The 22196-nt window shown below is 63.0% G+C and carries 17 protein-coding genes; 9 read left to right on the forward strand and 8 right to left on the reverse strand.

Annotated elements, in window-relative coordinates:
• Positions 1-112 precede the first annotated feature (112 nt).
• Genes NCT03_RS10505 through NCT03_RS10520 form a run of 4 tightly spaced genes read left to right on the forward strand, consistent with a single transcriptional unit; the run spans position 113 to position 5355 of the window.
• Entirely contained in the window at positions 113-610 is a 498-nt protein-coding gene (locus NCT03_RS10505; protein ID WP_250465330.1) for an NAD(P)H-dependent oxidoreductase subunit E, read from the forward strand.
• Positions 607-2163 carry a formate dehydrogenase beta subunit gene (locus tag NCT03_RS10510; protein WP_250465331.1) on the forward strand — a complete coding sequence of 519 codons (1557 nt, stop codon included), beginning with the start codon at positions 607-609 and terminating at the stop codon, positions 2161-2163. The genes NCT03_RS10505 and NCT03_RS10510 overlap by 4 nt, the downstream gene beginning before the upstream one ends.
• An 18-nt stretch (positions 2164-2181) precedes the next feature.
• Positions 2182-5109, forward strand: coding sequence for a formate dehydrogenase subunit alpha (gene fdhF, locus NCT03_RS10515; protein WP_250492631.1), 2928 nt, complete (start codon positions 2182-2184; stop codon positions 5107-5109).
• 3 nt (positions 5110-5112) lie between these two features.
• Positions 5113-5355 carry a formate dehydrogenase subunit delta gene (locus NCT03_RS10520; protein WP_244825940.1) on the forward strand — a complete coding sequence of 81 codons (243 nt, stop codon included), beginning with the start codon at positions 5113-5115 and terminating at the stop codon, positions 5353-5355.
• 63 nt (positions 5356-5418) lie between these two features.
• Here the strand turns inward: NCT03_RS10520 and NCT03_RS10525 are convergent, their stop codons facing one another.
• From NCT03_RS10525 to NCT03_RS10535, 3 genes are all read right to left on the reverse strand, one after another.
• On the reverse strand, positions 5419-7137 hold the full coding sequence (locus tag NCT03_RS10525; protein WP_244825942.1) for an FAD-dependent monooxygenase: 1719 nt from the start codon (positions 7135-7137) through the stop codon (positions 5419-5421).
• Positions 7138-7234: 97 nt separating this feature from the next.
• The gene (locus NCT03_RS10530; RefSeq protein ID WP_250465335.1) at positions 7235-8329 is read right to left on the reverse strand and encodes a cation diffusion facilitator family transporter; all 1095 of its coding nucleotides are present in this window, start codon (positions 8327-8329) and stop codon (positions 7235-7237) included.
• Positions 8330-8352: 23 nt separating this feature from the next.
• Complete coding sequence (locus NCT03_RS10535; protein WP_244825944.1) at positions 8353-8700, reverse strand: ArsR/SmtB family transcription factor; 348 nt, start codon at positions 8698-8700, stop codon at positions 8353-8355.
• A 129-nt stretch (positions 8701-8829) separates the two neighbouring features.
• On the opposite strand from NCT03_RS10535, the gene NCT03_RS10540 reads away from it, so the two are divergent.
• Complete coding sequence (locus NCT03_RS10540) at positions 8830-10680, forward strand: tetratricopeptide repeat protein (RefSeq protein ID WP_244825946.1); 1851 nt, start codon at positions 8830-8832, stop codon at positions 10678-10680.
• Positions 10681-10755: 75 nt separating this feature from the next.
• Here the strand turns inward: NCT03_RS10540 and NCT03_RS10545 are convergent, their stop codons facing one another.
• Complete coding sequence (locus tag NCT03_RS10545) at positions 10756-12051, reverse strand: MFS transporter (protein WP_244825947.1); 1296 nt, start codon at positions 12049-12051, stop codon at positions 10756-10758.
• 201 nt (positions 12052-12252) lie between these two features.
• Here NCT03_RS10545 and NCT03_RS10550 point away from each other — a divergent pair, with 201 nt between their 5' ends.
• The 3 genes from NCT03_RS10550 to NCT03_RS10560 all read left to right on the forward strand — a co-directional run bounded on the left by NCT03_RS10550 (position 12253) and on the right by NCT03_RS10560 (position 14671).
• On the forward strand, positions 12253-12783 hold the full coding sequence (locus NCT03_RS10550; protein WP_284503165.1) for a GNAT family N-acetyltransferase: 531 nt from the start codon (positions 12253-12255) through the stop codon (positions 12781-12783).
• Positions 12784-12982: 199 nt separating this feature from the next.
• Positions 12983-13927: a hypothetical protein gene (locus tag NCT03_RS10555; protein WP_250492632.1), complete on the forward strand. Its 945-nt coding sequence runs from the start codon at positions 12983-12985 to the stop codon at positions 13925-13927.
• Between the two features lie 33 nt (positions 13928-13960).
• Positions 13961-14671, forward strand: a complete 711-nt coding sequence (locus NCT03_RS10560; protein ID WP_250465339.1) for a DUF2968 domain-containing protein — start codon at positions 13961-13963, stop codon at positions 14669-14671.
• Positions 14672-14878: 207 nt separating this feature from the next.
• On the opposite strand, the gene NCT03_RS10565 is transcribed toward NCT03_RS10560, so the two are convergent.
• The 3 genes from NCT03_RS10565 to glnK all read right to left on the reverse strand — a co-directional run bounded on the left by NCT03_RS10565 (position 14879) and on the right by glnK (position 18739).
• Positions 14879-16300 (reverse strand): gamma-glutamyl-gamma-aminobutyrate hydrolase family protein, encoded by a 1422-nt coding sequence (locus NCT03_RS10565; protein WP_250465340.1) that lies wholly within the window; start codon positions 16298-16300, stop codon positions 14879-14881.
• Positions 16301-16431: 131 nt separating this feature from the next.
• The gene (locus NCT03_RS10570) at positions 16432-18189 is read right to left on the reverse strand and encodes a cation:proton antiporter (RefSeq protein ID WP_250465342.1); all 1758 of its coding nucleotides are present in this window, start codon (positions 18187-18189) and stop codon (positions 16432-16434) included.
• 211 nt (positions 18190-18400) lie between these two features.
• Complete coding sequence (glnK, locus tag NCT03_RS10575) at positions 18401-18739, reverse strand: P-II family nitrogen regulator (protein ID WP_086969848.1); 339 nt, start codon at positions 18737-18739, stop codon at positions 18401-18403.
• Positions 18740-19021: 282 nt separating this feature from the next.
• On the opposite strand from glnK, the gene NCT03_RS10580 reads away from it, so the two are divergent.
• Positions 19022-20074 carry a Gfo/Idh/MocA family protein gene (locus tag NCT03_RS10580; RefSeq protein ID WP_250465343.1) on the forward strand — a complete coding sequence of 351 codons (1053 nt, stop codon included), beginning with the start codon at positions 19022-19024 and terminating at the stop codon, positions 20072-20074.
• 63 nt (positions 20075-20137) lie between these two features.
• On the opposite strand, the gene NCT03_RS10585 is transcribed toward NCT03_RS10580, so the two are convergent.
• Complete coding sequence (locus NCT03_RS10585) at positions 20138-22192, reverse strand: NAD(+) synthase (RefSeq protein WP_250465345.1); 2055 nt, start codon at positions 22190-22192, stop codon at positions 20138-20140.
• Positions 22193-22196 lie beyond the last annotated feature (4 nt).

Raw genomic sequence — 22196 nt, forward strand, 5'->3', positions numbered from 1 at the left:
CTATTGCCAAGATATATCACGACGCCTATTGTTCTTTTACCTGCTCGGTGCTTACGATTATATGATCGAAATATGCACTAATAAAACATATACCGAGCGTTGGAGGAGCCCCATGACACACACGCAGCCGTTGTCCGCCGCTGCCGCTGAAGACCTCGTGCGCCGCCATGCCGTGCACGACGCCACCTTGATGACCATCCTGCATGCCATCCAGGACGAAACCGGCTTCGTGCCGGAGGAAATCGTCGCGCCGCTGGCGCGCGTCCTGTCGCTGTCGCGTGCGGAGGTTCACGGCACGATCACGTACTACCATCACTTTCGAAGCGCGCCGCCCGCGCGCGTGACCGTGCAGTTGTGCCGCGCGGAAGCGTGCCGCAGCATGGGCACCGAAGCGCTGAAGGATCACATCGAAGGGCATACCGGATGCCGTTTCGACAGCGGTCATGCCGAAGGCACCGAGCTCGAATCGGTGTATTGCCTCGGCCAATGCGCGCTGTCGCCGTCGATGATGATCAACGGCGAGATTCACGCGCGCGTCACGCCGCAGAAGTTCGACCGTCTATACAAGGCAGCGAGCGAACAAAGCCAGAAGACAGAGGTGACGGCATGACGCGCATCTACGTTCCCTGCGATTCCGCCGCGCTCGCATTGGGCGCGGACGGCATCGCGAAGGCCATCGAAAGCGAAGCGGACAAGCGCGGCATCGACGTGCAGATCGTGCGCAACGGTTCGCGCGGCCTCTTCTATCTCGAACCGCTCGTCGAAGTGGAAACGCCGCAAGGGCGTATCGGTTATTCGAATGTCGATGAAGACGATATCGCCGCCCTCTTCGATGCCTCTTTCCACGAAGGCGGCGTCCACGCGAAGAACGTCGGCCTGGTCGACGACATTCCGTACCTCAAGAAGCAGCAGCGGCTGACGTTCGCGCGCATCGGTATCACGGACCCGCTTTCCGTCGACGATTACACCGCGCTCGGCGGACTCGCGGGCCTTCGCCAAGTGCTCGAAATGAACGGCGACGCGGTGTGCGAAGCGCTCGTCGATTCCGGCCTGCGCGGACGCGGCGGCGCGGCATTCCCCGCCGGCATCAAATGGAAGACCGTGCGCGGCGCGTATGCGGACCAGAAGTACATCGTCTGCAATGCGGATGAAGGCGACTCCGGCACCTTCTCCGACCGCCTCGTCATGGAGAGCGATCCGTTCATGCTGATCGAAGGCATGATCATCGCGGGCGTGGCGACGGGCGCGACCAAGGGCTACATCTACGTGCGCAGCGAGTATCCGCATGCCATCGCCACCCTGAATCGGGCGATCGAGCGCGCGCGCGATGCCGGCTGGCTAGGCGCGAGCGTGCTCGGCGCCTCGCATGCGTTCGACCTGTACGTGGCGAAAGGCGCGGGCGCGTATGTCTGCGGCGAGGAAACGGCGTTGCTCGAATCGCTCGAAGGCAAGCGCGGCATCGTGCGCGCGAAGCCGCCGGTGCCCGCGCTCGTCGGTTTGTACGGCAGGCCGACTGTCATCAACAACGTCATCACGCTCGCCACCGTACCAATCATCTTTGCGAAAGGCGCGGCGTTTTATCGCGACTTCGGCATGGGACGCTCGCGCGGCACGCTGCCCTTCCAGCTTGCGGGCAACGTCAAGCAAGGCGGACTCGTCGAACTCGCGTTCGGTGTGAGCCTGCGCGAACTGATCGATGAATACGGCGGCGGCACGGCGAGCGGCCGTCCGGCGCGCGCGGTGCAGGTGGGCGGTCCGCTCGGCACTTATCTGCCGGAAAGCCAGTGGGATATTCCGCTCGACTACGAGGAATACGCAAAGGTCGGCGCAGTGGTCGGCCACGGCGGTCTCGTGATCCACGACGACACCTCGAACCTCGCCGAACTGGCGCAATACGCGATGCACTTCTGCGCGCTCGAATCGTGCGGCAAGTGCACGCCGTGCCGGATCGGCTCGACGCGCGGCGAGGAAGTCATCGGCAAGATTCGCGACGGCGATACGTCGGTGAAACAGATCACGCTGCTGCGCGAACTGTGCGACACCATGGTCGCCGGCTCGCTCTGCGCAATGGGCGGCATGACGCCGTTCCCGGTGCTGTCCGCGCTCGATCACTTTCCCGAAGATTTCGGGCTGCCCCGCACGCCCGCCCGAAAAGCGGCCTAAAGCAAGGGAGACAAGAACATGTCCAACACCATCAACGGCTGCGGTTCGGGCAATTGCGCATGCAAGAGCGCGGCCTCGGTACAGCGCCGCGACCCGTTCGACGAAACCGATTACGGCACGCCGCTGCGTCACGCGGATATCGACGTGACGCTGGAAATCGATGGCCAGGCGGTCACGGTGCCGGCGGGAACGTCGGTGATGCGCGCGTCCATCGAAGCGGGCATCAACGTGCCCAAGCTCTGCGCCACGGATTCGCTCGAACCGTGGGGTTCGTGCCGCCTGTGTCTCGTCGAGATCGAGGGCAAGCGAGGCTATCCGGCTTCGTGCACGACGCCCGTGGAAGCGGGCATGAAGGTCCGCACGCAGACCGACCGGCTGCAGTCGCTGCGCCGCAACGTGATGGAACTCTACATTTCCGATCACCCGCTCGATTGCCTCACCTGTCCCGCCAACGGCGATTGCGAACTGCAGGACATGGCGGGCGTGGTCGGCTTGCGCGAAGTGCGTTACGGCTACGAAGGCGCGAACCATCTGAAGGACAAGAAGGACGAATCGAATCCGTACTTCACTTACGATCCGTCGAAGTGCATCGTCTGCAATCGCTGCGTGCGCGCGTGCGAGGAAACGCAAGGGACGTTCGCGCTGACCATCGCCGGGCGCGGTTTCGAATCGCGCGTGGCGGCAAGCGAAAACGTGCCGTTCATGGAGTCGGAGTGCGTGTCGTGCGGCGCATGCGTCGCCGCGTGCCCGACCGCGACCTTGCAGGAAAAGACCGTCATCATGCTCGGTCAGGCGGAGCATTCGGCCATCACGACGTGTGCGTATTGCGGCGTCGGCTGCTCGCTCAAGGCCGAGATGAAAGGCAACACCGTCGTGCGCATGACGCCGAACAAGAACGGCCAGGCCAACGAAGGCCACGCGTGCGTGAAGGGCCGCTTCGCGTGGGGCTATGCCACGCACAAGGATCGCATCAAGAAGCCGATGATCCGCGCGAAGATCACCGACCCGTGGCGCGAAGTGTCGTGGGACGAAGCGATCAACTACGCGGCAAGCGAATTCCGCCGCATTCAGGACAAGTACGGGCGCGATTCCATCGGCGGCATCACCTCGTCGCGCTGTACCAACGAGGAAACCTATCTCGTGCAGAAGCTCGTGCGCGCGGCGTTCGGCAACAACAACGTCGATACCTGCGCGCGCGTCTGCCATTCGCCGACCGGCTACGGCCTCAAGTCCACGCTCGGCGAATCGGCGGGTACGCAGACGTTCGCGTCGGTCGAGAAATCCGATGTCATCGTCGTGATCGGCGCAAATCCCACGGACGGCCATCCGGTCTTCGGCTCACGGCTGAAGCGGCGCGTGCGTGAAGGCGCGCAACTGATCGTGATCGACCCGCGCTGCATCGATATCGTCGATACGCCGCATGTGAAGGCGTCGCATCATCTGCAATTGCGGCCGGGCACCAACGTCGCGATGGTCAACTCGCTCGCGCATACCATCGTGACCGAAGGACTGGTCGATGAACCCTTCGTCGCCGCACGCTGCGAAACGCGCGCGTTCCAGCAATGGCGCGATTTCGTCTCGCTCGAAGAGAACTCGCCCGAAGCGATGGAAGCCGTCACGGGCGTGCCCGCGAAGCTCGTGCGCGAAGCCGCGCGCGCCTATGCGAACTGCGGCAACGGCGCGATCTATTACGGTCTCGGCGTGACCGAACACGCGCAAGGCTCGACCACGGTCATGGGCATCGCCAACTTGGCGATGGTCACGGGCAACGTGGGCCGCGAAGGCGTCGGCGTGAATCCGTTGCGCGGACAGAACAACGTGCAGGGTTCGTGCGACATGGGCTCGTTCCCGCACGAGTTGCCGGGCTATCGGCATATCAGCGATGCCGCGACGCGCGCCCTCTTCGAGGAAGCCTGGGACGTGAAGCTGCAGCCGGAACCGGGTCTGCGCATTCCGAACATGTTCGATGCCGCCGCGCACGGCACCTTCATGGGCCTCTATTGTCAGGGCGAGGATATCGTCCAGTCGGACCCGAACACGCAGCACGTCGCCGACGCGCTCTCGGCGATGGAATGCATCGTCGTGCAGGACATCTTCCTGAACGAAACGGCGAAGTACGCGCACGTTCTGCTGCCAGGCTCGACCTTCCTCGAAAAGGACGGCACGTTCACCAACGCCGAACGCCGCATCTCGCGCGTGCGCAAGGTCATGCCGCCGTTGCCCGGCCTTGGCGATTGGGAAGTGACCATCAAGCTCGCGCGCGCACTTGGCTACGAGATGAACTACACGCATCCGTCCGAGATCATGGACGAGATCGCGCGACTCACGCCCACGTTTCACGGCGTGTCCTACGAGAAACTCGACGAGCTCGGCAGCATTCAGTGGCCGTGCAACGAGCGTGCGCCGGGAGGTACGCCGACCATGCATATCGACGAATTCGTGCGCGGCAAGGGACGCTTCGTCATCACCAAGTTCGTGGCGACGCCGGAGAAGGTCACGCGCAAATATCCGTTGCTGCTGACGACCGGGCGCATTCTGTCGCAGTACAACGTCGGCGCGCAGACGCGTCGCACCGAGAACTCGCAGTGGCATGACGAGGACCGTCTGGAAATTCATCCGGTCGATGCGGAAGATCGCGGCATCAACACGGGCGACTGGGTTGGTATCGAATCGCGTGCGGGACAAACCGTGCTGCGCGCGAAGATCACCGAGCGCATGCAGCCGGGCGTCGTCTACACGACCTTCCACTTCCCGGAATCCGGCGCGAACGTGATCACCACGGACTCGTCGGACTGGGCCACCAACTGTCCTGAATACAAGGTCACGGCGGTGCAGGTCATGCCGGTGGAACAACCGTCGCAATGGCAAAAGGAATATTCGCGCTTCAACACGCAGCAGCTCGAACTGCTCAACATGCGCGATGTCGCGGCGACTACGGGGAAATGACGCATGGACGTGGATAACCTGATCGACATGGCGAACCGCATCGGCGAGTTTTTCGATTCGATGCCGGATCGCCCCGAGGCCGTCGATGGCGTGGCGGATCACATACGCCGCTTCTGGGAACCGCGCATGCGGCTCGCGATTCTTGCCGCACTCGACAATCCGGAGGCGAGCGCGTCGATGCTGCCAATTTTGCGCGAGGCATTGACGGCGCATAAGGACGATCTTCAGCCGAAAGTGGCGGCTTAACCTAAGCGATGGTGCCGTGCCGACGCCCTGCCCGCTTTCACGAGCGGCAGGGCGTTTTTCGTTTTACTCGCGATACTCGTGCGCGGGCGGCTCGTTGTTATCCGCGCCCTGTGCGCTGAACCACGTCTCGCAGTGGCGCAGCAACGAGTGGACGTCCGAAGGCGCCCGCCCGCGCGCCGCGATATAACCATCCGGCCGCACGAGATAGAACGCGGGACGCGTGCGCCCGTAATTGTCGGTGAGCGAAGTCGCACCTTCGCCTTGCGTATCGGTGATACGCCATACGCGCACGGCATTCGGCATGAGCGCTTCGATGGAGCGCACGAGGCCGTCGAGGTCGGGATCGCGCATCGCGTGCGCCACGGTGATGGTCGCGGGCGCCAGCGCGATGTCGTCCTCGCCCGACGGGTTCAGCAGCAGGAACAGCGAGAAGCAGCCCGGATCGTGCAGGTCGTAGAGACAGCCGACGCCGGGCAAGCGGCCGAGCGGGCCATCGACGACATGCACGCGTGCATCGGGCGCGCGTTCGCCGGCGCGCGGACCGCCATCGAGCAGACGCTCCAGCGTGAGCGGGCTCTTGCGATAGTTGATCGAAAGCTCGCTCACCGTGCGCCGCATGGCATCGCGCAACGGGCCGATGGCGGCGAGCATCGGCATGACGTGATCGCGCATGAGCTTCATCGGGCCGTGTTCCGCGCCCGCCATCTGCAACAGCATGTTCGACTGACGCAGCACGTCGCGCTCGATCGGATGCCGTTCCGCGTGATAGCTGTCGAGCAGGCGTTCGGGTGCACCGCCCGCGAGCATGCGCGCGAGTTTCCAGCCGAGATTGAACGCTTCCTGAATGCCCGTGTTCATGCCTTGCGCGCCTGCGGGGCTATGAACGTGAGCGGCGTCGCCCGCAAGGAAGATGCGCTCCACGCGCAGACGATCCACCATGCGGCTATTGACATGAAAGTACGCCGACCACGTGAGATTCGACAGCGTGACGCGATGATGCACGCGCCGCTCGACGATCGCGCGACATTCCTCGATAGTGGGCCCTGCCTTCTCCTTGTCGTCGACGGGCGCGGGCAAGTCGGCGATGAGACGCGCGCGGCCATCGCTCATCGGAAAGAGCGCGGCGAGGCCTTCGCCCGACGCGAAGATATGGAGTTCGTCGTCGGGCCAGTCGGAATCGGCTTGCAGGTCGGCGAGCAGGAAGGTCTGGTCGAACGTCTTGCCGTCGAAACCGATTTCCAGCCGATGCCGCACGAAGCTATGCGCGCCATCGGCGGCGATCATGTAGGACGGGCGCAGAATCTCATCGCGGCCATTGGCGTGTCGCAAGGTGGCTTGCACGCCCGCCGCGCCCTGATTGAAATCGACGAGTTCGACGCCGCGCTCGATCGTCACGCCCTGGCTTTCGAGATGCCCGGCAAGCAGGCGTTCGGTTTCGGATTGATCGAGAAACAGCAGATAGGGATAGCGCGTCTGCAGCGGATCGAAGTCGAGCCTCGCGAGGCGCTGACCGTTCGAATAGAGGTTCGCCACCCGCGAGCGGTGCCCGAGTTCGAGAAACGGCTCGACGACGCGATGCTGTTCCAGCAGTTCGAGCGTGCGCGCCTGAATGCCGATGGCGCGTGAATACGGCGAGCGCTCGTGCGCGCGGTCGATGAGCCGCACGGGAATATGCGCACGCGAAAGGCTCATGGCGGCGGCGAGTCCCGTGGGACCGGCACCGACGATCAGAACGGGCGCGACATCCAGCTTGTCGTTCGGATTCAGCTTTGGCGCAAACATGCGGTCCTCCCTGAAACGTCACGTTGTCGAGTGTACGCCGGGGCCGCGCCTCGGCGGATCTGGGCGCCGACCTCGGCGCACACGCGCGGTCGTGCCTTCAATGCGCGTGCGCGCGTTCCTGCTGCAGTACGCACTCGTGGCAGCTCATGCCGAGTTCCACTTGCAAGGTCGAATGATGCATCGAGTAGTCGCTTCGCAAGGTGGTCACGACGCCCTGCACGAAGGCATCGCCGGGATGGCCTTGCGGCATCACGAGATGCACGGTGAGCGCGTTCTCCGTGGTGGACAGCGCCCACACGTGCAGGTCGTGCACGTTACGCACGCCGGGCAAGCGCGTCAGATAGCCTTCGATACGCGCCAGATCCACGCTCGGCGGCACGGCGGCCATGGCAAGGCGCATCGCGTCGCGCCCGAGGCCCCACGTGCCGTAGACGATCACCGCGACCACGACGATGCTCATCACCGGATCGAGCCAGCTCATGCCCGTGAAGAGGATGACGAGGCCGCTCACGGCGACGGCGGCGGAGATCGCGGCATCGGCGGCCATGTGCAGGAAGGCGCCGCGCACGTTGAGGTCCTCCTTGCTGCCGCGCATGAAGAGCCACGCCGAGAAGCCGTTGACGACCATGCCGAGCGTCGCGACGATGAACACGTCGAGTCCCGCGACGGGCGCCGGATTCAACAGACGCTGGACGGCCTCGAGCACGATCGCGCCGCACGCGAAAAGCAAAAGCGCGGCATTGGCAAGCGAGGCGAGAATCGACGAACTTCCGAGGCCGAAGGTATAGCGCGCGCTCGGCCGGCGCGTGCCGAGCCATACCGCGCCCCACGCAAGCAAGAGACCGAGCACGTCGGAGAGATTGTGACCGGCGTCGGCGAGCAGCGCGGTGGAATGCGCGAGAAAGCCGTAGACGGCCTGCACGATCACGATCAGCACGTTCAGGCCGACTGCCAGCGCGAACGTGCGCCCTTGTCCGGCCTGCGGCGCGTGATGGTGATGATGTCCGCCCGCGCCGTGGTCGTGACCTTTGTGGTCGTGACCTTTGTGGTCGTGACCTTTGTGGTCGTGACCTTTGTGGTCGTGACCTTTGTGGTCGTGACCGGCGTGGTCGTCGCCGGCATGCTCATGACCGGCGTGGTCATGTCCCGCGTGATCGTGGTCTTCGTGGTCGTGCTGCGTTTGCTTGTTCATCGTGGTGCCCGTGATTCGTTCGATCAGTCGATATCGGTCGCGTCCTGCGGCTGCGGCTCGGCAATGTGTTCCAGCAATTCGCCGAGCATCCCGCTGATATGGCGATCCGCCGCCACGTAAAAAACCTGCTTGCCCTGCCGCTCGGCCCGCACGATCCGCGCCGCGCGCAGGAGCCGCAAGTGATGGCTCACGAGCGAACCCGACAACCCGAGCCCCTCCGCGATCGCGCCCACCGCGCGCCTTTCAGCGACACACGCGAGCACGATGCGCAAGCGCGTCGGGTCGCCAAGCAAGCGAAACAGGTCGGCAAGCGGTACGACGCGGTCATCCGAAGTGATGCCGCCAGCAGGATTCAGTGGAGTCGAAGCCACGACTTGATCGTCAACATATGAATAGGTGTTCACATGTTAAGGACCATCGACGCGACATGTCAACCGTACAGGCGGAAATCGCTCGGGCCAGTGTGGGAAAATACGCGTGTTTTGTACAAACTTCCCGTCATGGACACCGTATTTGCCCGCGGCTTCGCGGCCCATCGTGACGGCCGCCTGACCGAGGCGGAGCGCGACTATCAGGCCGCGCTCGCCGCCGAACCCCTTCACGTCGACGCGCTCCACTACCTCGGCGTGCTGCGCCATCAACAAGGCCAGCACGAGGAAGCGGCTTCTCTCGTGCGCCGCGCGGTAGACCTGCGTCCGACCGATGCCGGTCTGCAACTCAACTTGGGCAACGCGCTCAAGGCGCTCGGCCGTATCGACGACGCCATCGAGCGTTTTCGTAACGCGCTCACGCTCGAACCGGGCTTTCCACTCGCGCAGTACAACCTCGGCAACGCGTACACGGCGGTCGGCCGCCATGAAGACGCCGCCGATGCCTTCGAGAAAGCGCTGCGTCTGCAGCCACGAGACGCCGCCGCGTGGAACAACTTCGGCAACGCGCTGGCGTCGCTTGATCGTCATGCGGATGCCGCGCGCGCGTTTCGCCGCGCGCTCGATTTACGGCCGCGCCACGCGGGCGCGCACAACAATCTCGGCATGGCGCTCAACGCACTCGGCGACTCGGTCGGCGCGGTCGCGCATTTTCGCGCGGCCATCGACGCGGAGCCGAATTACGTCGCCGCGCATTTCAACCTGGGCAATCTGCTCGACAAGACCGGGCACCCCGAAGAAGCGCTGCCCGCGCTGCACAAGACGCTCAGCTTGCAGCCGCGCTTTGCCCCGGCGCACTTCGGACTTGGCCACGTGCTTGCCAAGCTCAATCGCCACCACGAAGCGGTCGTGAGTTACGAGCGCGCGGTCGGGCTGGACCCGAAGTACGGCGTGGCGTGGCTGTGTCTCGGTAATTCGCAGCTCGCGCTCGCATCGCCCGCCGCGGCGATCCGCGCATTCGATCAGGCGTTGCGGCTCGACCCGCACATGCCCGCCGCGCATCTGAACCGTGGTCTCGCGCTACTCGCGCTCGGCGATTACGAGCGCGGCCTGCCCGCTTACGAATGGCGGCTCAAGACGCCGGGCGCCGACGACGCCCCGCCGCTGCCGCGCTGGAACGGCGAGCCGCTGCCGCAGCAGACCCTGCTCGTGCGCTCCGAACAAGGCTTCGGCGACACCCTGCAATTCGTGCGCCTCGTGGCGTTTGCGGCCAAGCGCGTCGGCAAGCTCGTGCTCGAAGTACAAGCGTCGCTGGTGCCGCTGATCGCGCCGGCGGCACACGCGGCGCGCATAGAGCTCGTCGGCAGGACGGAAGGCGTGCGCATCGTCGCCGATGCGTTCTGTCCGCTCCTCAGCCTGCCGCTCGCGCTCGGCATGACGACGCCCGAGGCGATCCCGGCGCGCACGCCCTATCTCGTGATTCCGGCCGACTATCGCCGGAAGTGGCGCGGGTCGATCGGCGGACAGGCGAAGCGCAAGATCGGCATCGCGTGGTCGGGAAGGCTGCAGCCGGGCGAAACGCGCTCCATGCCGGTCGAAGCGCTCGCGCCGCTGTTGGCGCTCGAAGGCATCGACTGGGTCGTGCTGCAGCCGTTTCTCACCGAGCACGAGCGCGACACATTGCAAAAGCATCCGAACGCAAAGTCGGCGCATCGCTTCGAGGGCAAGCTGGAGAATTTCGCGGATACCGCCGCCATCGTCGACCGACTCGACGCCGTGGTGTCGATCGATACCTCGATCGCGCATCTGGCCGGCGCACTCGGCAAACCGGTCATCGTCATGCTGCCGTTCGCGGCCGACTGGCGCTGGGGTATCAGCGGCGCGACATGCGTGTGGTATCCGCGCGCGCGGCTCGTGCGGCAGCACGTGCCCGGCGACTGGCACGGCGTGGTCGAAAAGGTCGTGGCGGCACTGCGCGAGTGATGCCCGCAGGTTTCGTCGATGCAAAAAAAATCCCTCGCCGCGACGAGGGATTTTTATTTCAGCCAGCTACGGACGTCAGGCTGTCTTGTACTGATTGCGTGCTTCCGGCGAGCGATACAGCACGAGCGTGGCGATCAGACCGCAGATGGCCGCGAGACCCATCCACAAGCCCGGCGCGGCCTTGTTGCCGGTCGAGTGAATCAGATAGGTCGAGATGGCAGGCGTAAAGCCGCCGATGGTCGTCGCGAGACTGTAGGCCATCGAGAAGCCGGTGGTGCGCACGTCGACCGGCATGACTTCCGTGAGCGCCACGACCATCGCGCCGTTGTAGCTACCGTAGAGGAACGACAACCACAGTTCGACGATCAGGAGCCGCCCGAACGATGGATCGGCGACGAGCCATTGCACGGCCGGATACGACGTGAGAATGGTCAGAATGGTGAAGAACAGCAACACCGGACGACGCCCGATGCGGTCCGACAACGCGCCCATGACAGGCAGCCAGACGAGGTTGGAGAGCCCGACGCATACGGTGACGACGAGTGCATCGATGGAAGACAGCTTCAGCACTTCCTTGCCGAAGGTCGGCGTGTAGGCGGTGATCATGTAAAACGACACGGTCGTCATGATGACCATGCCCATGCCCGCGAGCACGATCGGCCAGCTTGTTGCGATCGAGCGCGCGATCTCGGCCATGCCGGGACGATGCTTGCGCGCCAGGAACTCGTCCGTCTCACGCAGCGAACGGCGGATGATGAAGAGGAACGGCACGATCAGGCAGCCGATCAAAAACGGCACGCGCCAGCCCCACGCGGTCATTTGGTCGGCGGGCAGCAACTGGTTCATGACCACGCCGATGAGCGCGGCGAACACGACAGCCACTTGCTGGCTGCCCGACTGCCATGAACAATAGAAGCCCTTGTTGCCCTTGGTCGCGATCTCGGACAGATACACCGACACGCCGCCGAGCTCGACGCCCGCCGAGAAGCCCTGCAGAAGCCGCCCGAGAAGCACGATGATCGGTGCAATCGCGCCGATGGTGGCGTAGCCCGGCACTAGCGCGACGCAGGCGGTGCCGATAGCCATCAGCATCAGCGTGAGGATGAGGCCCTTGCGCCGCCCGTGATGGTCGATGTACGCGCCGAGTACGATCGCCCCGACCGGACGCATGAGGAAGCCTGCGCCGAATACGGACAGCGCGAGCATCAACGAGGCGAACTCGTTGCCGCTCGGGAAGTAGGTTTTGGCGATGGCGGAGGCGTAATAGCCATAAACCATGAAGTCGTACATTTCAAGGAAGTTGCCGCTGACGACGCGGAAAACCGTCTTGAACTTCGATTCATTGGCGGGTGCAACGTGAGTCGTGGACATGGACTTTCTCGAATCAGGCTGAACGACGCATCGCGGTTCGCGAACCGCTTCTGGCCGGTGGCGAAGGGTTTTCGCTTGATTAGGGTTTACCCGTAATTCTTTTGTAAATTCACGAGTGCCTCAATCTTAACGCCTGCGGACGTTTCTCTGCACGCAACTTCGGTCAACATCACTCAAAAGAAGATTAACAATAGCTTACATATGCCTATCTCCAAGCCTACAAATTTAGCGATCGTTTTCAGGACCGCAACGCCGGCCGACACCGCTCTGATCGTGTCGATGCACACGCGCAGTTGGGTGGCCACCTATCGCGGCATCGTGCCGGATGTCTATCTCGATCGGGATATTCACGCCGAGCGCGCCGCGCACTGGCAAACCCGTATGCGGGAAATCGAGGCCGGCGCGGGTCGCGTGCTGATCGCCGAACATGCGGGTGAGCCGGTGGGTTTCGTATGTCTCGTCGAACCGGACGACACGGGCAGCGTGCTCGTCGACAATCTGCATGCGCTGCCGGGGCACAAAGGCCTTGGCGCCGGGACCGCGATGCTCGCCGAAGCCGCACGCTGGGCGCGCACACGTGGCGCGCGCGAATTGCATCTTTACGTGCTGGAAGACAACGCGGCGGCTATCGGCTTTTACGAGTCGCGCGGATGGAGGCTCACTTCGCGTCAAGCCGACAACATGGCGGGCCTCGATTTGTTCTCGTTGCGCTACACGCTCTCTCTGAATTAAATGCGGCTCACAAGCAATGCTTCCGACATAAAAGCGGCCTTCTGTCAATAAGCATTCCTTTTAAGATCGAATCATTAGGATAAGTCTGGTCGTTTAGTTCAGTGCTGTTTCGTATGATCGCGAGTCAATCTAGCTGACCTCGGGCCGATGCCCGCACGTCCCAATCGTGCGCGCATCGGCGCATCCACCTGGAACACTCATGAACGAGCCTCTGATCGTCGTGGAAGGCAATCTACGCCTGCCAACGGTGCGCCCGCTCGCTGATCCATCGCTGAAATTCGGCCGCGAGTGGTCGCCCGCGCGCGCTCGGCCGAGTACGTCGCGCTCCGAGATTCCGCTCTACGGCGCACGGTTCAATACCAAGTACTCGCGCATGTCCGACTCGTCGGACTCGTTGCATGCGCGTTCTCCGTATCAAGCGACGAGTATCTGGGGAAAGCTCGCCAAGAACGCCACGCGTTCTTCTACGTCGCGTATGAAAGAGCCTGCCGCACCGGTCGATGCGGCTGCGGAAAGAAAGCCCATGCGAATCGATCTGCGCACTCCGTCGCCGTTACGCAAGCGGCCTTACCGCATCGGCAGCTTTGAAAGATCCGCTATTGCCATCGCGGTTTCGGCGTTGTTCGTCTGGGTGCTGTTCGCGCATGAACAGTGGCTGGAACGAAGCGGGTCGAAGCCCGCGGTTGATGACGCAGAACAGATGCAGATTGGACAAGCGGTGTCGCGCGACAGACCGGCGGATGCGACGCGCGTGCCCACGGTAAGTCAACCGGCGGACCCGCGCCCGGTCGACCCAACGCAGCCTGTCGCGCCGCGCGTTCTCATGGCAAGTCGGCCCGCGCATGCGCGTAAGACAAAACCAGCGCCAGTTTCCGTACATGCCGAAGCGTCCCACACACGAACTCCTCGATACGTGAACGCGGGCGCACATCGCGCGAAGCGGGCAGCCACGAAACCGGTTATTCGATACGCGGCATCGACACATCGCGGCGCGAGCACGAAGCCCACGCAACTCACTGCGGCGCCGCGCACCACTGAGCCGCTGAACGTCGCCGCCCTCTACTCCATGCTCCAGCATTCGCCCACGCTCGACAGCAATGTCGCTTCACGTCCCGACAATGCATCGGCCAATCAGGCCCGGTGATGAATCGCTTAACTTTATCGGCATGAAGCCAACATGATGCACTTACGTTTCATTCGTCACGCAGTACTTGTCCTCGCTTTGTTCCTCTCCGGATTGCTAGCTTCTTTCGCCGATGCATCGGCTGCCACGAGCCCGGCTCCGGCTCCAAAAGCCGATCGAACAAACAGCGCACCGGCGCTATCGCCTGAAGACCTCTCCGATCTTCAGAGCGATGGCGCGTCGCCCTCCGCGAGCAACCTCGCCGAACTGCAGGACATGGTGCAGGCGGGCCGACTGACCGAGCTGCGCGTCACGCGCAATGGCAGCTACGGCGCGAGGCTCTATTTTCTGCCGCAAGAGATGCTTTATTACGTGGCGTTGTCGCAGGACTCGCATTCGTGGCGCGTCGTGAAGACGCAGGAGGAAAATCGCGCCGAATCGGTCTACGCGCAGTTCGCGCGCAAGACACATGATCTTGCCGATGGCGAGATTCGCCGTGTGCAGTTGCAGGCGCAAAAAGCGCTGCTCGACCGCGTGATCGCCGTGTCGGCGAATCGCGCGAACCGGTTATCCGCCGATCTCGCGCTCGCGCAGCAGCAGGACACGCAGGTGTCGGAACGTCAGCAGCAATTGCAGGCGGAATCGGCGGCGCTGCAGAGCGACAAGCTCGAATCGGAACGCAAGCTGCGCGCGTTGCAGATGCAGGTCGATCAGTTGCAGCGTGCGAGCGAAGCCGGGCTGGCTCCGGTGGGTTCGGCGCGGTGACTTTCTGATTCGGTGAATTTGCGCGCGTGAGCGTATTTCACGGCCGCGGTACATCATTCCGACATGCATTCTCGGTTTCGCTTAGAACCAAGGTCGGTCGTCGACGACTATCACCCAAATCCGCGCTTCAACCCCAATCATGCAAAACAAAAAGGCCCGCTCATTACGAAGCGGGCCCCGATACCAACGCACGTCAAAACCAACACTCTAGAACCGCGTCTCCCGCGCCACGCGCAAAAACGTATCGAGCAGCGGCGTGCAATCGAGCAATTCCGATCCGCCCGCGCGATGAAACTCCGGGTGCCACTGCACGCCCACCACGAACGGCGCCTTGCGATACCGCACCGCTTCGATGATTCCATCCTGCGCCGAGACCGCCTCGACGTTGAGATCCCGCCCAAGCGACTTCACCGCTTGATGGTGAATCGAGTTGACGATTGCATCGCGCTGATTCGGAAACATGTTGGCGAGCGTCGAGCCATCGGGAAAGCGCAGCGAGTGCCGATGCTGATCGTAGTGCTCGTTCACGTGGATGCCCGCAGTCGGCACTTCGGTGGCGATATCGCCGTAGAGCGTGCCGCCGAATGCCACGTTGATGAGCTGACAGCCGCGACACACGCCGAGCACCGGCTTGCCTGACTCGATGAATTCGTGCAGCAGTTCCAGCTCATACATGTCGCGCACGCGATCGCCCGGCCACTCGGGGCGCGTCACGACCTCCTCGTAAGATTGCGGCGACACGTCCGCGCCACCCTGAAGCAGCAGCCCGTCGAGATTCTTCGCATAGTCGCGCAGGCGGATATTGCTTGGATGCAGCATGCCTTGCGTGCCGACCGTCGGAATCATGAACACGAGCACATCGCGCGACATGACCCAATGCGCGATGGATTCCTCCAGATATTGCAGCGTCTTGCCACGCAAACCCTTTGCGCCCGGCTCCGGATGAAAAATGCGCGCCGACACGCCGATCCTCAACGTGCGTTGCGTGATGCGCTGCCCTGCCCGGTCGAAAATTTGTCGCGCACGCGCGGCGATCACGCGCCCGAACACGGACCACGCCGAATCCGATTGCTTGAGATACGCAGGCGGCGCTTGCGTCGCGCTCGCTGTCTGCTGAGCGGGCGGCGGCAAGGGCGGCGGATTGAGCGTGCCGAAATCCGGCGCGGCGGTGAACTCGGGCGGCAGAACGCTGGCCTTCACCGGTTCGGGTTCGGGTTCGGCTTCCGTGCCCGCGATGATGCTTTCGATATCGCTGCCCGCTTGCGCCTCGGTCGCGGCTTCGAGACTCTCGGCCAAGTTCGCTTTTGCATCGAGAGGCTTCGCGCGCACGACCGGTTCCGGCGCGACCTTGGCGTTTGCTTCGAGTGCCTCGGCCCGTCGCGCCGCTGCCTTATCGACGGGCTCAACGGTCGAAGCGCTCGAAGGCGCATCCGTCGATGCCCGCTCGGTCGCGCTCGGGTCCAAACCCGGCGTGGTTGAAGTTTGAGGTGCCTGAGGTGCTTGCGGTGCGTGAGGTGCGCCATCTCGCGCCACGCCCGCCGCCGATGCATCCGCCCCACTTCGGCGGGCGTCGGGCGCCGCGCCGTTTGCGATGGAGCCTGAGTCGTTCGAGGTTTTGTTTTCGCTCATTCCGTTGTCCGGCGCGCGAACGCCAGGGAAAGAATCAACACGTTTCGATTATCCGCCTCTCGAACAGACGGGGCAAACCAGCACACATTTGCTCACATTATCGCGGCAATCGTAATGAATGGATGATTCCTTCAGTGATCGCGCGGCTCCTCGAAGGTTTCGCGCAACGCGATCTGCATGGTCGCGTGAATCTTTACGCACCAGCGCCAGAGTACCGTCAAGAGCAACGCCGCGCAGACGAGCACGGCCACCATCAATCCGAAAGGCGGCAAGATGCCGCCCGAAAGCGCGGCCACGAGCAGAAAGACGCCGAACATGGCGACGATGGGAATCAGCCCCGAGATGGCCGAACGAATCGCGCTCGTGAAGCGTCCGGCCTTCGCGGGTTGCACGCTGACTTCGGCGAGCAGGAGCGCAAGCGAATCCAGCTTGCGATACACCGCCACCAGAAACGGCAGCGCGATCAACAACGCCGCGCTCCACAACACGACGCGCTGCGCATTGTCCGATTCGAGCCAGCGCGCGAGGTAGCCGGAAGCGAACGGCGCCGAATACGACGCGCCCAGAAAAATCGCAGCCACGAGCGCCAGGTTCACCGCGATCTGCAGAACGATGCGCCGGGTCATCGAAAAGAGCGTCGGGCCGCCGGTCGCGGGCGTGAGACTCGCGAGCCACTGCGAGTAGAGGCCGAAGGTGTTGGCGAGCGGCGCGGGCATCGCGCGGGCAAGACGCATGGTGATGGGATCGGCGGCGCGAATCAGATACGGCGTGAAGAGCGTGGTGAGCGCGGAGACGGCGACCGCGATCGGATAGAGAAACGCGCTCGTCACCTTGAGCGACAACCCGAGCGACGCGATGATGAACGAGAACTCGCCGATCTGCGCGACGCTCATGCCGACGCGCATCGCCGTGCGCCCGTCCTTACCGGCGAGAAAAGTGCCCAGCCCGCACGATACGATCTTGCCGAACACGACCGCCACGGTGATGACCGCGATCGGCCACGCGTAATCGACGAGCACGGACGGATTCAGCAGCAAGCCGATGGTCACGAAGAAGATGGCCGAAAACATGTCGCGTACCGGCGCGATGAGATGCTCGATGCGCGCGAGATTCTTCGACTCCGCCATGATCGCGCCGATCAGAAAGGCGCCGAGCGCGATGCTGTAATCGAGCTTCACGACCAGCAGACAAAAGCCGAAGCAGAAGCCGAGCACGGTGACGAGCAGCATCTCGTCGCTTTTCGCGCGCGCCACGTAATCCAGCGCGCGCGGCACGATGAGAATGCCGACCACGAGCGACACGGTCATGAAAAGCAGCAACTTGCCGAGCGTGATGGCCGCGACGCCCGCCGTGACGGAACCTGTCTGCGCGATGCCGGAAAGCAGCACGAGCATTGCGATGGCGAGAATGTCCTCGACAATCAAGATGCCGAACACAAGTTGCGCGAACGGCTCGCCTTTCATCTTGAGTTCGGACAGCGCCTTTACGATGATCGTCGTCGACGAAATCGCCAGCACCGCGCCGAGAAAGAGCGAATCCATCGAATTCCAGCCGAACCAGCGGCCTATCTCGTATCCGATCCAGATCATCAGCACGATCTCGGACAGCGCCGCGACGAACGCCGTCGCGCCCACCTTGAAGAGTTTGCGCAGACTGAATTCGAGGCCGAGCGAGAACATCAGGAAGACCACGCCTAGTTCGCCGAGCGTCTGGATGGTGGCTTCGTCGTGAATCAGCTGAAACGGCGGCGTGTATGGCCCGATGATGACGCCCGCAACGATATAACCGAGCACGACCGGCTGACGCATGCGATGAAACAACACCGTCACGACGCCCGCGATGGCCATGATTACCGCGAGATCCTGAATGAAGCCGATCGCGTGATGCATCCAAAAAATCCTTACAAATTGGTAAACGGGATTCGATGTTACCGCACGGCAGCGAAATCGCGCCGAGTTCGGCACTGAGTCAAGCGGATTGGAGATCAAGCAGGAGTTAAGCGGACGAGCGACGCGCATCGTGCTGGTGCATGCGATGCGGAAAAAGACGAGCCCGCGTGAGAAACGCGGGCTCGATGGGACAGGGAAAACCTCGAAGCGCTCAGACCGCCGCTTCGTTTTCCTCGCCGGTACGAATGCGAATGACGCGCTCAACTTCGGCCACGAAGATTTTTCCGTCGCCGATCTTGCCGGTGCGCGCCGCACCGATGATCGCGTCGATGACCTGATCGGTTTGATCGTTGGCGACGACTACTTCGATCTTCACCTTCGGCAGAAAATCGACGACATACTCTGCACCACGATAGAGCTCGGTATGTCCTTTCTGACGGCCGAAGCCTTTGACTTCAGTAACCGTCAGCCCGGTCAGGCCTACTTCGGCGAGCGCCTCACGGACTTCATCGAGCTTGAACGGTTTGATGATGGCGGTGATACGTTTCATGGCGTGCCTCGCTTGAGTTCAAGAATCTTCGGAATGGGTCGTGTCCGCGAAGGACAGATGCTTTTGATTCTAGCAGGCTGCCGGTTATCGATTCAGCGCTTATGCGGCTGTTTTTCAGGCGTTTTTGGTGCATTCGACGCGAAGGGCTGCGTCGTGGCCGATACGTCGGCGATATCGCAAGTCCGCATTGCAGGCGCGCCGGTTGATTTTATGATGTGGATCGACCCGACGGCGCTTCGGAACGCGAGCAACGTCGAACTAAAACCAAGGAGGAGGCACAGCATGACCCGAACTCGAATCGCCGTGGCCGGAGCCGGATATATCGGACAGGCGCATATCGGCGTCCTGGAAAACAGCGCGACGTGCATGCTGTCGGCCATTGTCGATCCGTCGCCGGCTGCGCGCGCCATCGCGGAACGGGCGGACGTGCCGATCTACGCGACGCTCGACGAGCTCTTCGCACAGGACAAACCGGACGGCGTGGTGCTCGCAACGCCGAATCAGCTGCATGTGCCGCAAGCACTGCAATGCCTCGACGCGCGCGTACCGACGCTGCTCGAAAAGCCGATTGCGCCGACCGTCGCCGAAGCCGAAGCGCTCGTGCGCTCAGCGGATGAAGCGGGCGTGCCTATTCTCATCGGCCATCATCGCGCGCATAGTCCGATCATGGCGAAGGCCCGTGAGGTGATCGTATCCGGCGTGCTGGGGCGCCTTGTCGCCGTGACCGGCAGCGCGATGTTTCTGAAGCCCGATCATTACTTCACGGATGCGCCCTGGCGTCGCGAGCCTGGCGGCGGCCCGATCCTGCTCAACATGATCCACGAGGTTCACAACCTGCGCATGCTTTGCGGCGAGATCGTCGCGGTGCAGGCGTTTCTATCGCATGCGGCGCGCGGCTTTGCCGTCGAGGATACGGTCGCGATCAATCTGCGCTTCGAAAGCGGCGCGCTCGGCACGTTCCTGCTTTCGGATTCGGCGGCGAGCGCGCGCAGTTGGGAGCAGACCTCCGAAGAGAACAAGGCTTACGCGAGTTACGCCGACGAGGATTGCTATCTCGTCGCGGGAACCAACGGCAGCCTCGCCATTCCGACCATGCGTCTGAAAACCTATCCGCGCGATGAAGACCGTTCGTGGTGGAAGCCGTTCGAAGCGGGTGTCGTCGGCATGGTGCGGGACGACCCCATCAAGCATCAGATGGAGCACTTCGGCGCGGTTACGCGCGGCGAGGCGGCGCCGCTGGTATCGGCCCGCGACGGGCTCAGGAACCTGCGCGTGACGGAAGCTATCGTGGCCGCGGCGAAGTCGGGCGCGGTGATCGAGTTGCCACGGGATTGAAGGTTTCGAAGGCGTCGTGTGCATTCATCGCGCATACGACGCCCTTTCTGCGTGCAACGAACGTCACGACGCGTCCGGAATATTTTCCAGGTCATCGAGCCAGACCGTAGCTTCCGAATCGCTCGGCGCGCGCCAGTCTCCACGCGGCGAGAGCGAACCGCCCGTTCCCACCTTCGGCGCATTCGGAATACACGACCGTTTGAACTGACTCAGCTTGAAGAAGCGATACAGGAAGATGCGCAGGTTCTTCTTGATCTGCGTGAGGTCGTATTCGTGATGAACGAGGTCGACATCGGCAGGCCACGCGCCCGCGTCCTTGTCGCCCCACGCCGTCGATGAAAGAAATGCCACCTTCGACGGCCGGAAACCGAAGCGCAGGATGTAGTAAAGGTTGAAGTCCTGAAGCTCGTACGGCCCGATCACGCTCTCGGTTTTCTGTTCGAGCGCGCCTTTCACCTTGCCCGGAATGAGTTCGGGGCTGATCTCGGTAGCGAGAATATCGTTGAGCACATCGGCGCCGTCGTTGCCGATCTGCGCCGTCTCGGCCACCCATCGCACGAGATGCGTGATGAGCGTCTTCGGCACGCTGGCGTTCACGCTGTAGTGCGACATGTGATCGCCGACGCCGTAGGTGCACCAGCCGAGCGCCAGTTCGCTCAGGTCGCCCGTGCCGATCACAATGCCATTGCTGTAGTTCGCGAGCCTGAACAGATGGTTCGTGCGCTCGCCCGCCTGCACGTTCTCGAAGGTGATGTCGTACTGTTCCTCGCCCGTCGAATACGGATGACCGAGGTCCTTCAGCATCTGGATGCAGCTCGGCCGGATATCCACTTCGGATGCCGAACAACCAACCACGTCCATCAGCCGGCGCGCCTGGGTAAGCGTGCGCTCGCTGGTCGCGAAACCGGGCATGGTCACGCCGAGAATGTTGGTGCGCGGCAGGCCGAGCCGGTCCAAGGCCTTGGCGCAGACGAGCAAGGCATGAGTCGAATCGAGCCCGCCGGAGACGCCGATCACGACCTTCGAAATATTGCTCGAAGCGAGCCGTTGCACCAGCGCCTGAACCTGAATGTTGTAGACCTCCATGCAGCGCTCGTCGCGTCTGCTCGCGTCGATCGGCACGTAAGGGAAGCGCGGCACCGCACGTTGCAGAGGCAACACGGACGCCGCGGGCACGGCCACTTCACATCGCACGATACGGAACTTGCGCGCCTCTTCCTGATGTCTGCGCGCCGACTGAGCGAAGGTCGTCTGATGCATGCGTTCGCGCGACAACCGCTCGACATCGACATCGCCGAAAATGACGTGCGATGCGTCGCTGAAGCGCTCCGACTCGGCGAGCTGCTCGCCGTTCTCGTAGATGAGCGCCTGCCCGTCCCACGCGAGATCCGTGGTGGATTCGCCCTTGCCCGCCGACGAATAGAGATACGCCGCGATGCATCGCGCCGATTGCTGCCCGACCAGTTGATGCCGGTACGACGATTTCCCGACGACGATATTCGATGCCGACAGATTGATGAGCACCGTCGCACCCGCGAGCGCGGCGAACGACGATGGCGGAATGGGCACCCAGACGTCCTCGCAGATTTCCACGTGGAAGCGGAAATACGGAATCGACGGAATATCGAACAGCAGCGATGAACCGAAGGGAACCTCCGCGCCGAGCAGATGGATCTCGTCGACCAACGCGCAGTCGGCGGCACTGAACTGGCGCGCCTCGTAAAACTCCGCGTAATTCGGCAGGAAGCTCTTGGGAACCACGCCCTGCACGCGCCCGGACGACACCACGGCCGCGCAGTTGTACAACGCGTGATCGACGCGCAACGGCAAGCCAACCACCATGACGATATCGAGCGAGCGGGATTCTTCCACCAGCGCGGCCAGCGCGCGCTCGCACGCGACGAGCAACGCGTCCTGATGGAACAGGTCCTCGCACGAATAAGCGGACAACCCCAGCTCGGGAAACGCGACCAGCACGGCGCCGTTTTGCGCGGCCTGCCGGGCGAGCGCGATGGTCTCTCCGACATTGAACGATGGATCGGCCACCTTGCATTCCGGCACCGCGACGGCAACCCGCGCGAAACCATGGCTGTAGAGGTTCAGGAATTCGGTTTTCATTGTT

The organism is Caballeronia sp. GAWG1-1, from assembly GCF_023631465.1.
In the GTDB taxonomy this organism is placed as follows: domain Bacteria; phylum Pseudomonadota; class Gammaproteobacteria; order Burkholderiales; family Burkholderiaceae; genus Caballeronia.

Coding starts and splice junctions, on each gene's coding strand:
- NCT03_RS10555 (WP_250492632.1), top strand. CDS start 12,983: ATGAACGAGCCTCTGATCGTCGTGGAAGGCAATCTACGCCTGCCAACG.
- NCT03_RS10505 (WP_250465330.1), top strand. CDS start 113: ATGACACACACGCAGCCGTTGTCCGCCGCTGCCGCTGAAGACCTCGTG.
- NCT03_RS10570 (WP_250465342.1), bottom strand. CDS start 18,189: ATGCATCACGCGATCGGCTTCATTCAGGATCTCGCGGTAATCATGGCC.
- fdhF (WP_250492631.1), top strand. CDS start 2,182: ATGTCCAACACCATCAACGGCTGCGGTTCGGGCAATTGCGCATGCAAG.
- NCT03_RS10550 (WP_284503165.1), top strand. CDS start 12,253: ATGCCTATCTCCAAGCCTACAAATTTAGCGATCGTTTTCAGGACCGCA.
- NCT03_RS10580 (WP_250465343.1), top strand. CDS start 19,022: ATGACCCGAACTCGAATCGCCGTGGCCGGAGCCGGATATATCGGACAG.
- NCT03_RS10585 (WP_250465345.1), bottom strand. CDS start 22,192: ATGAAAACCGAATTCCTGAACCTCTACAGCCATGGTTTCGCGCGGGTT.
- NCT03_RS10565 (WP_250465340.1), bottom strand. CDS start 16,300: ATGAGCGAAAACAAAACCTCGAACGACTCAGGCTCCATCGCAAACGGC.
- NCT03_RS10545 (WP_244825947.1), bottom strand. CDS start 12,051: ATGTCCACGACTCACGTTGCACCCGCCAATGAATCGAAGTTCAAGACG.
- NCT03_RS10525 (WP_244825942.1), bottom strand. CDS start 7,137: ATGTTTGCGCCAAAGCTGAATCCGAACGACAAGCTGGATGTCGCGCCC.
- glnK (WP_086969848.1), bottom strand. CDS start 18,739: ATGAAACGTATCACCGCCATCATCAAACCGTTCAAGCTCGATGAAGTC.
- NCT03_RS10510 (WP_250465331.1), top strand. CDS start 607: ATGACGCGCATCTACGTTCCCTGCGATTCCGCCGCGCTCGCATTGGGC.
- NCT03_RS10520 (WP_244825940.1), top strand. CDS start 5,113: ATGGACGTGGATAACCTGATCGACATGGCGAACCGCATCGGCGAGTTT.
- NCT03_RS10540 (WP_244825946.1), top strand. CDS start 8,830: ATGGACACCGTATTTGCCCGCGGCTTCGCGGCCCATCGTGACGGCCGC.
- NCT03_RS10530 (WP_250465335.1), bottom strand. CDS start 8,329: ATGAACAAGCAAACGCAGCACGACCACGAAGACCACGATCACGCGGGA.
- NCT03_RS10560 (WP_250465339.1), top strand. CDS start 13,961: ATGATGCACTTACGTTTCATTCGTCACGCAGTACTTGTCCTCGCTTTG.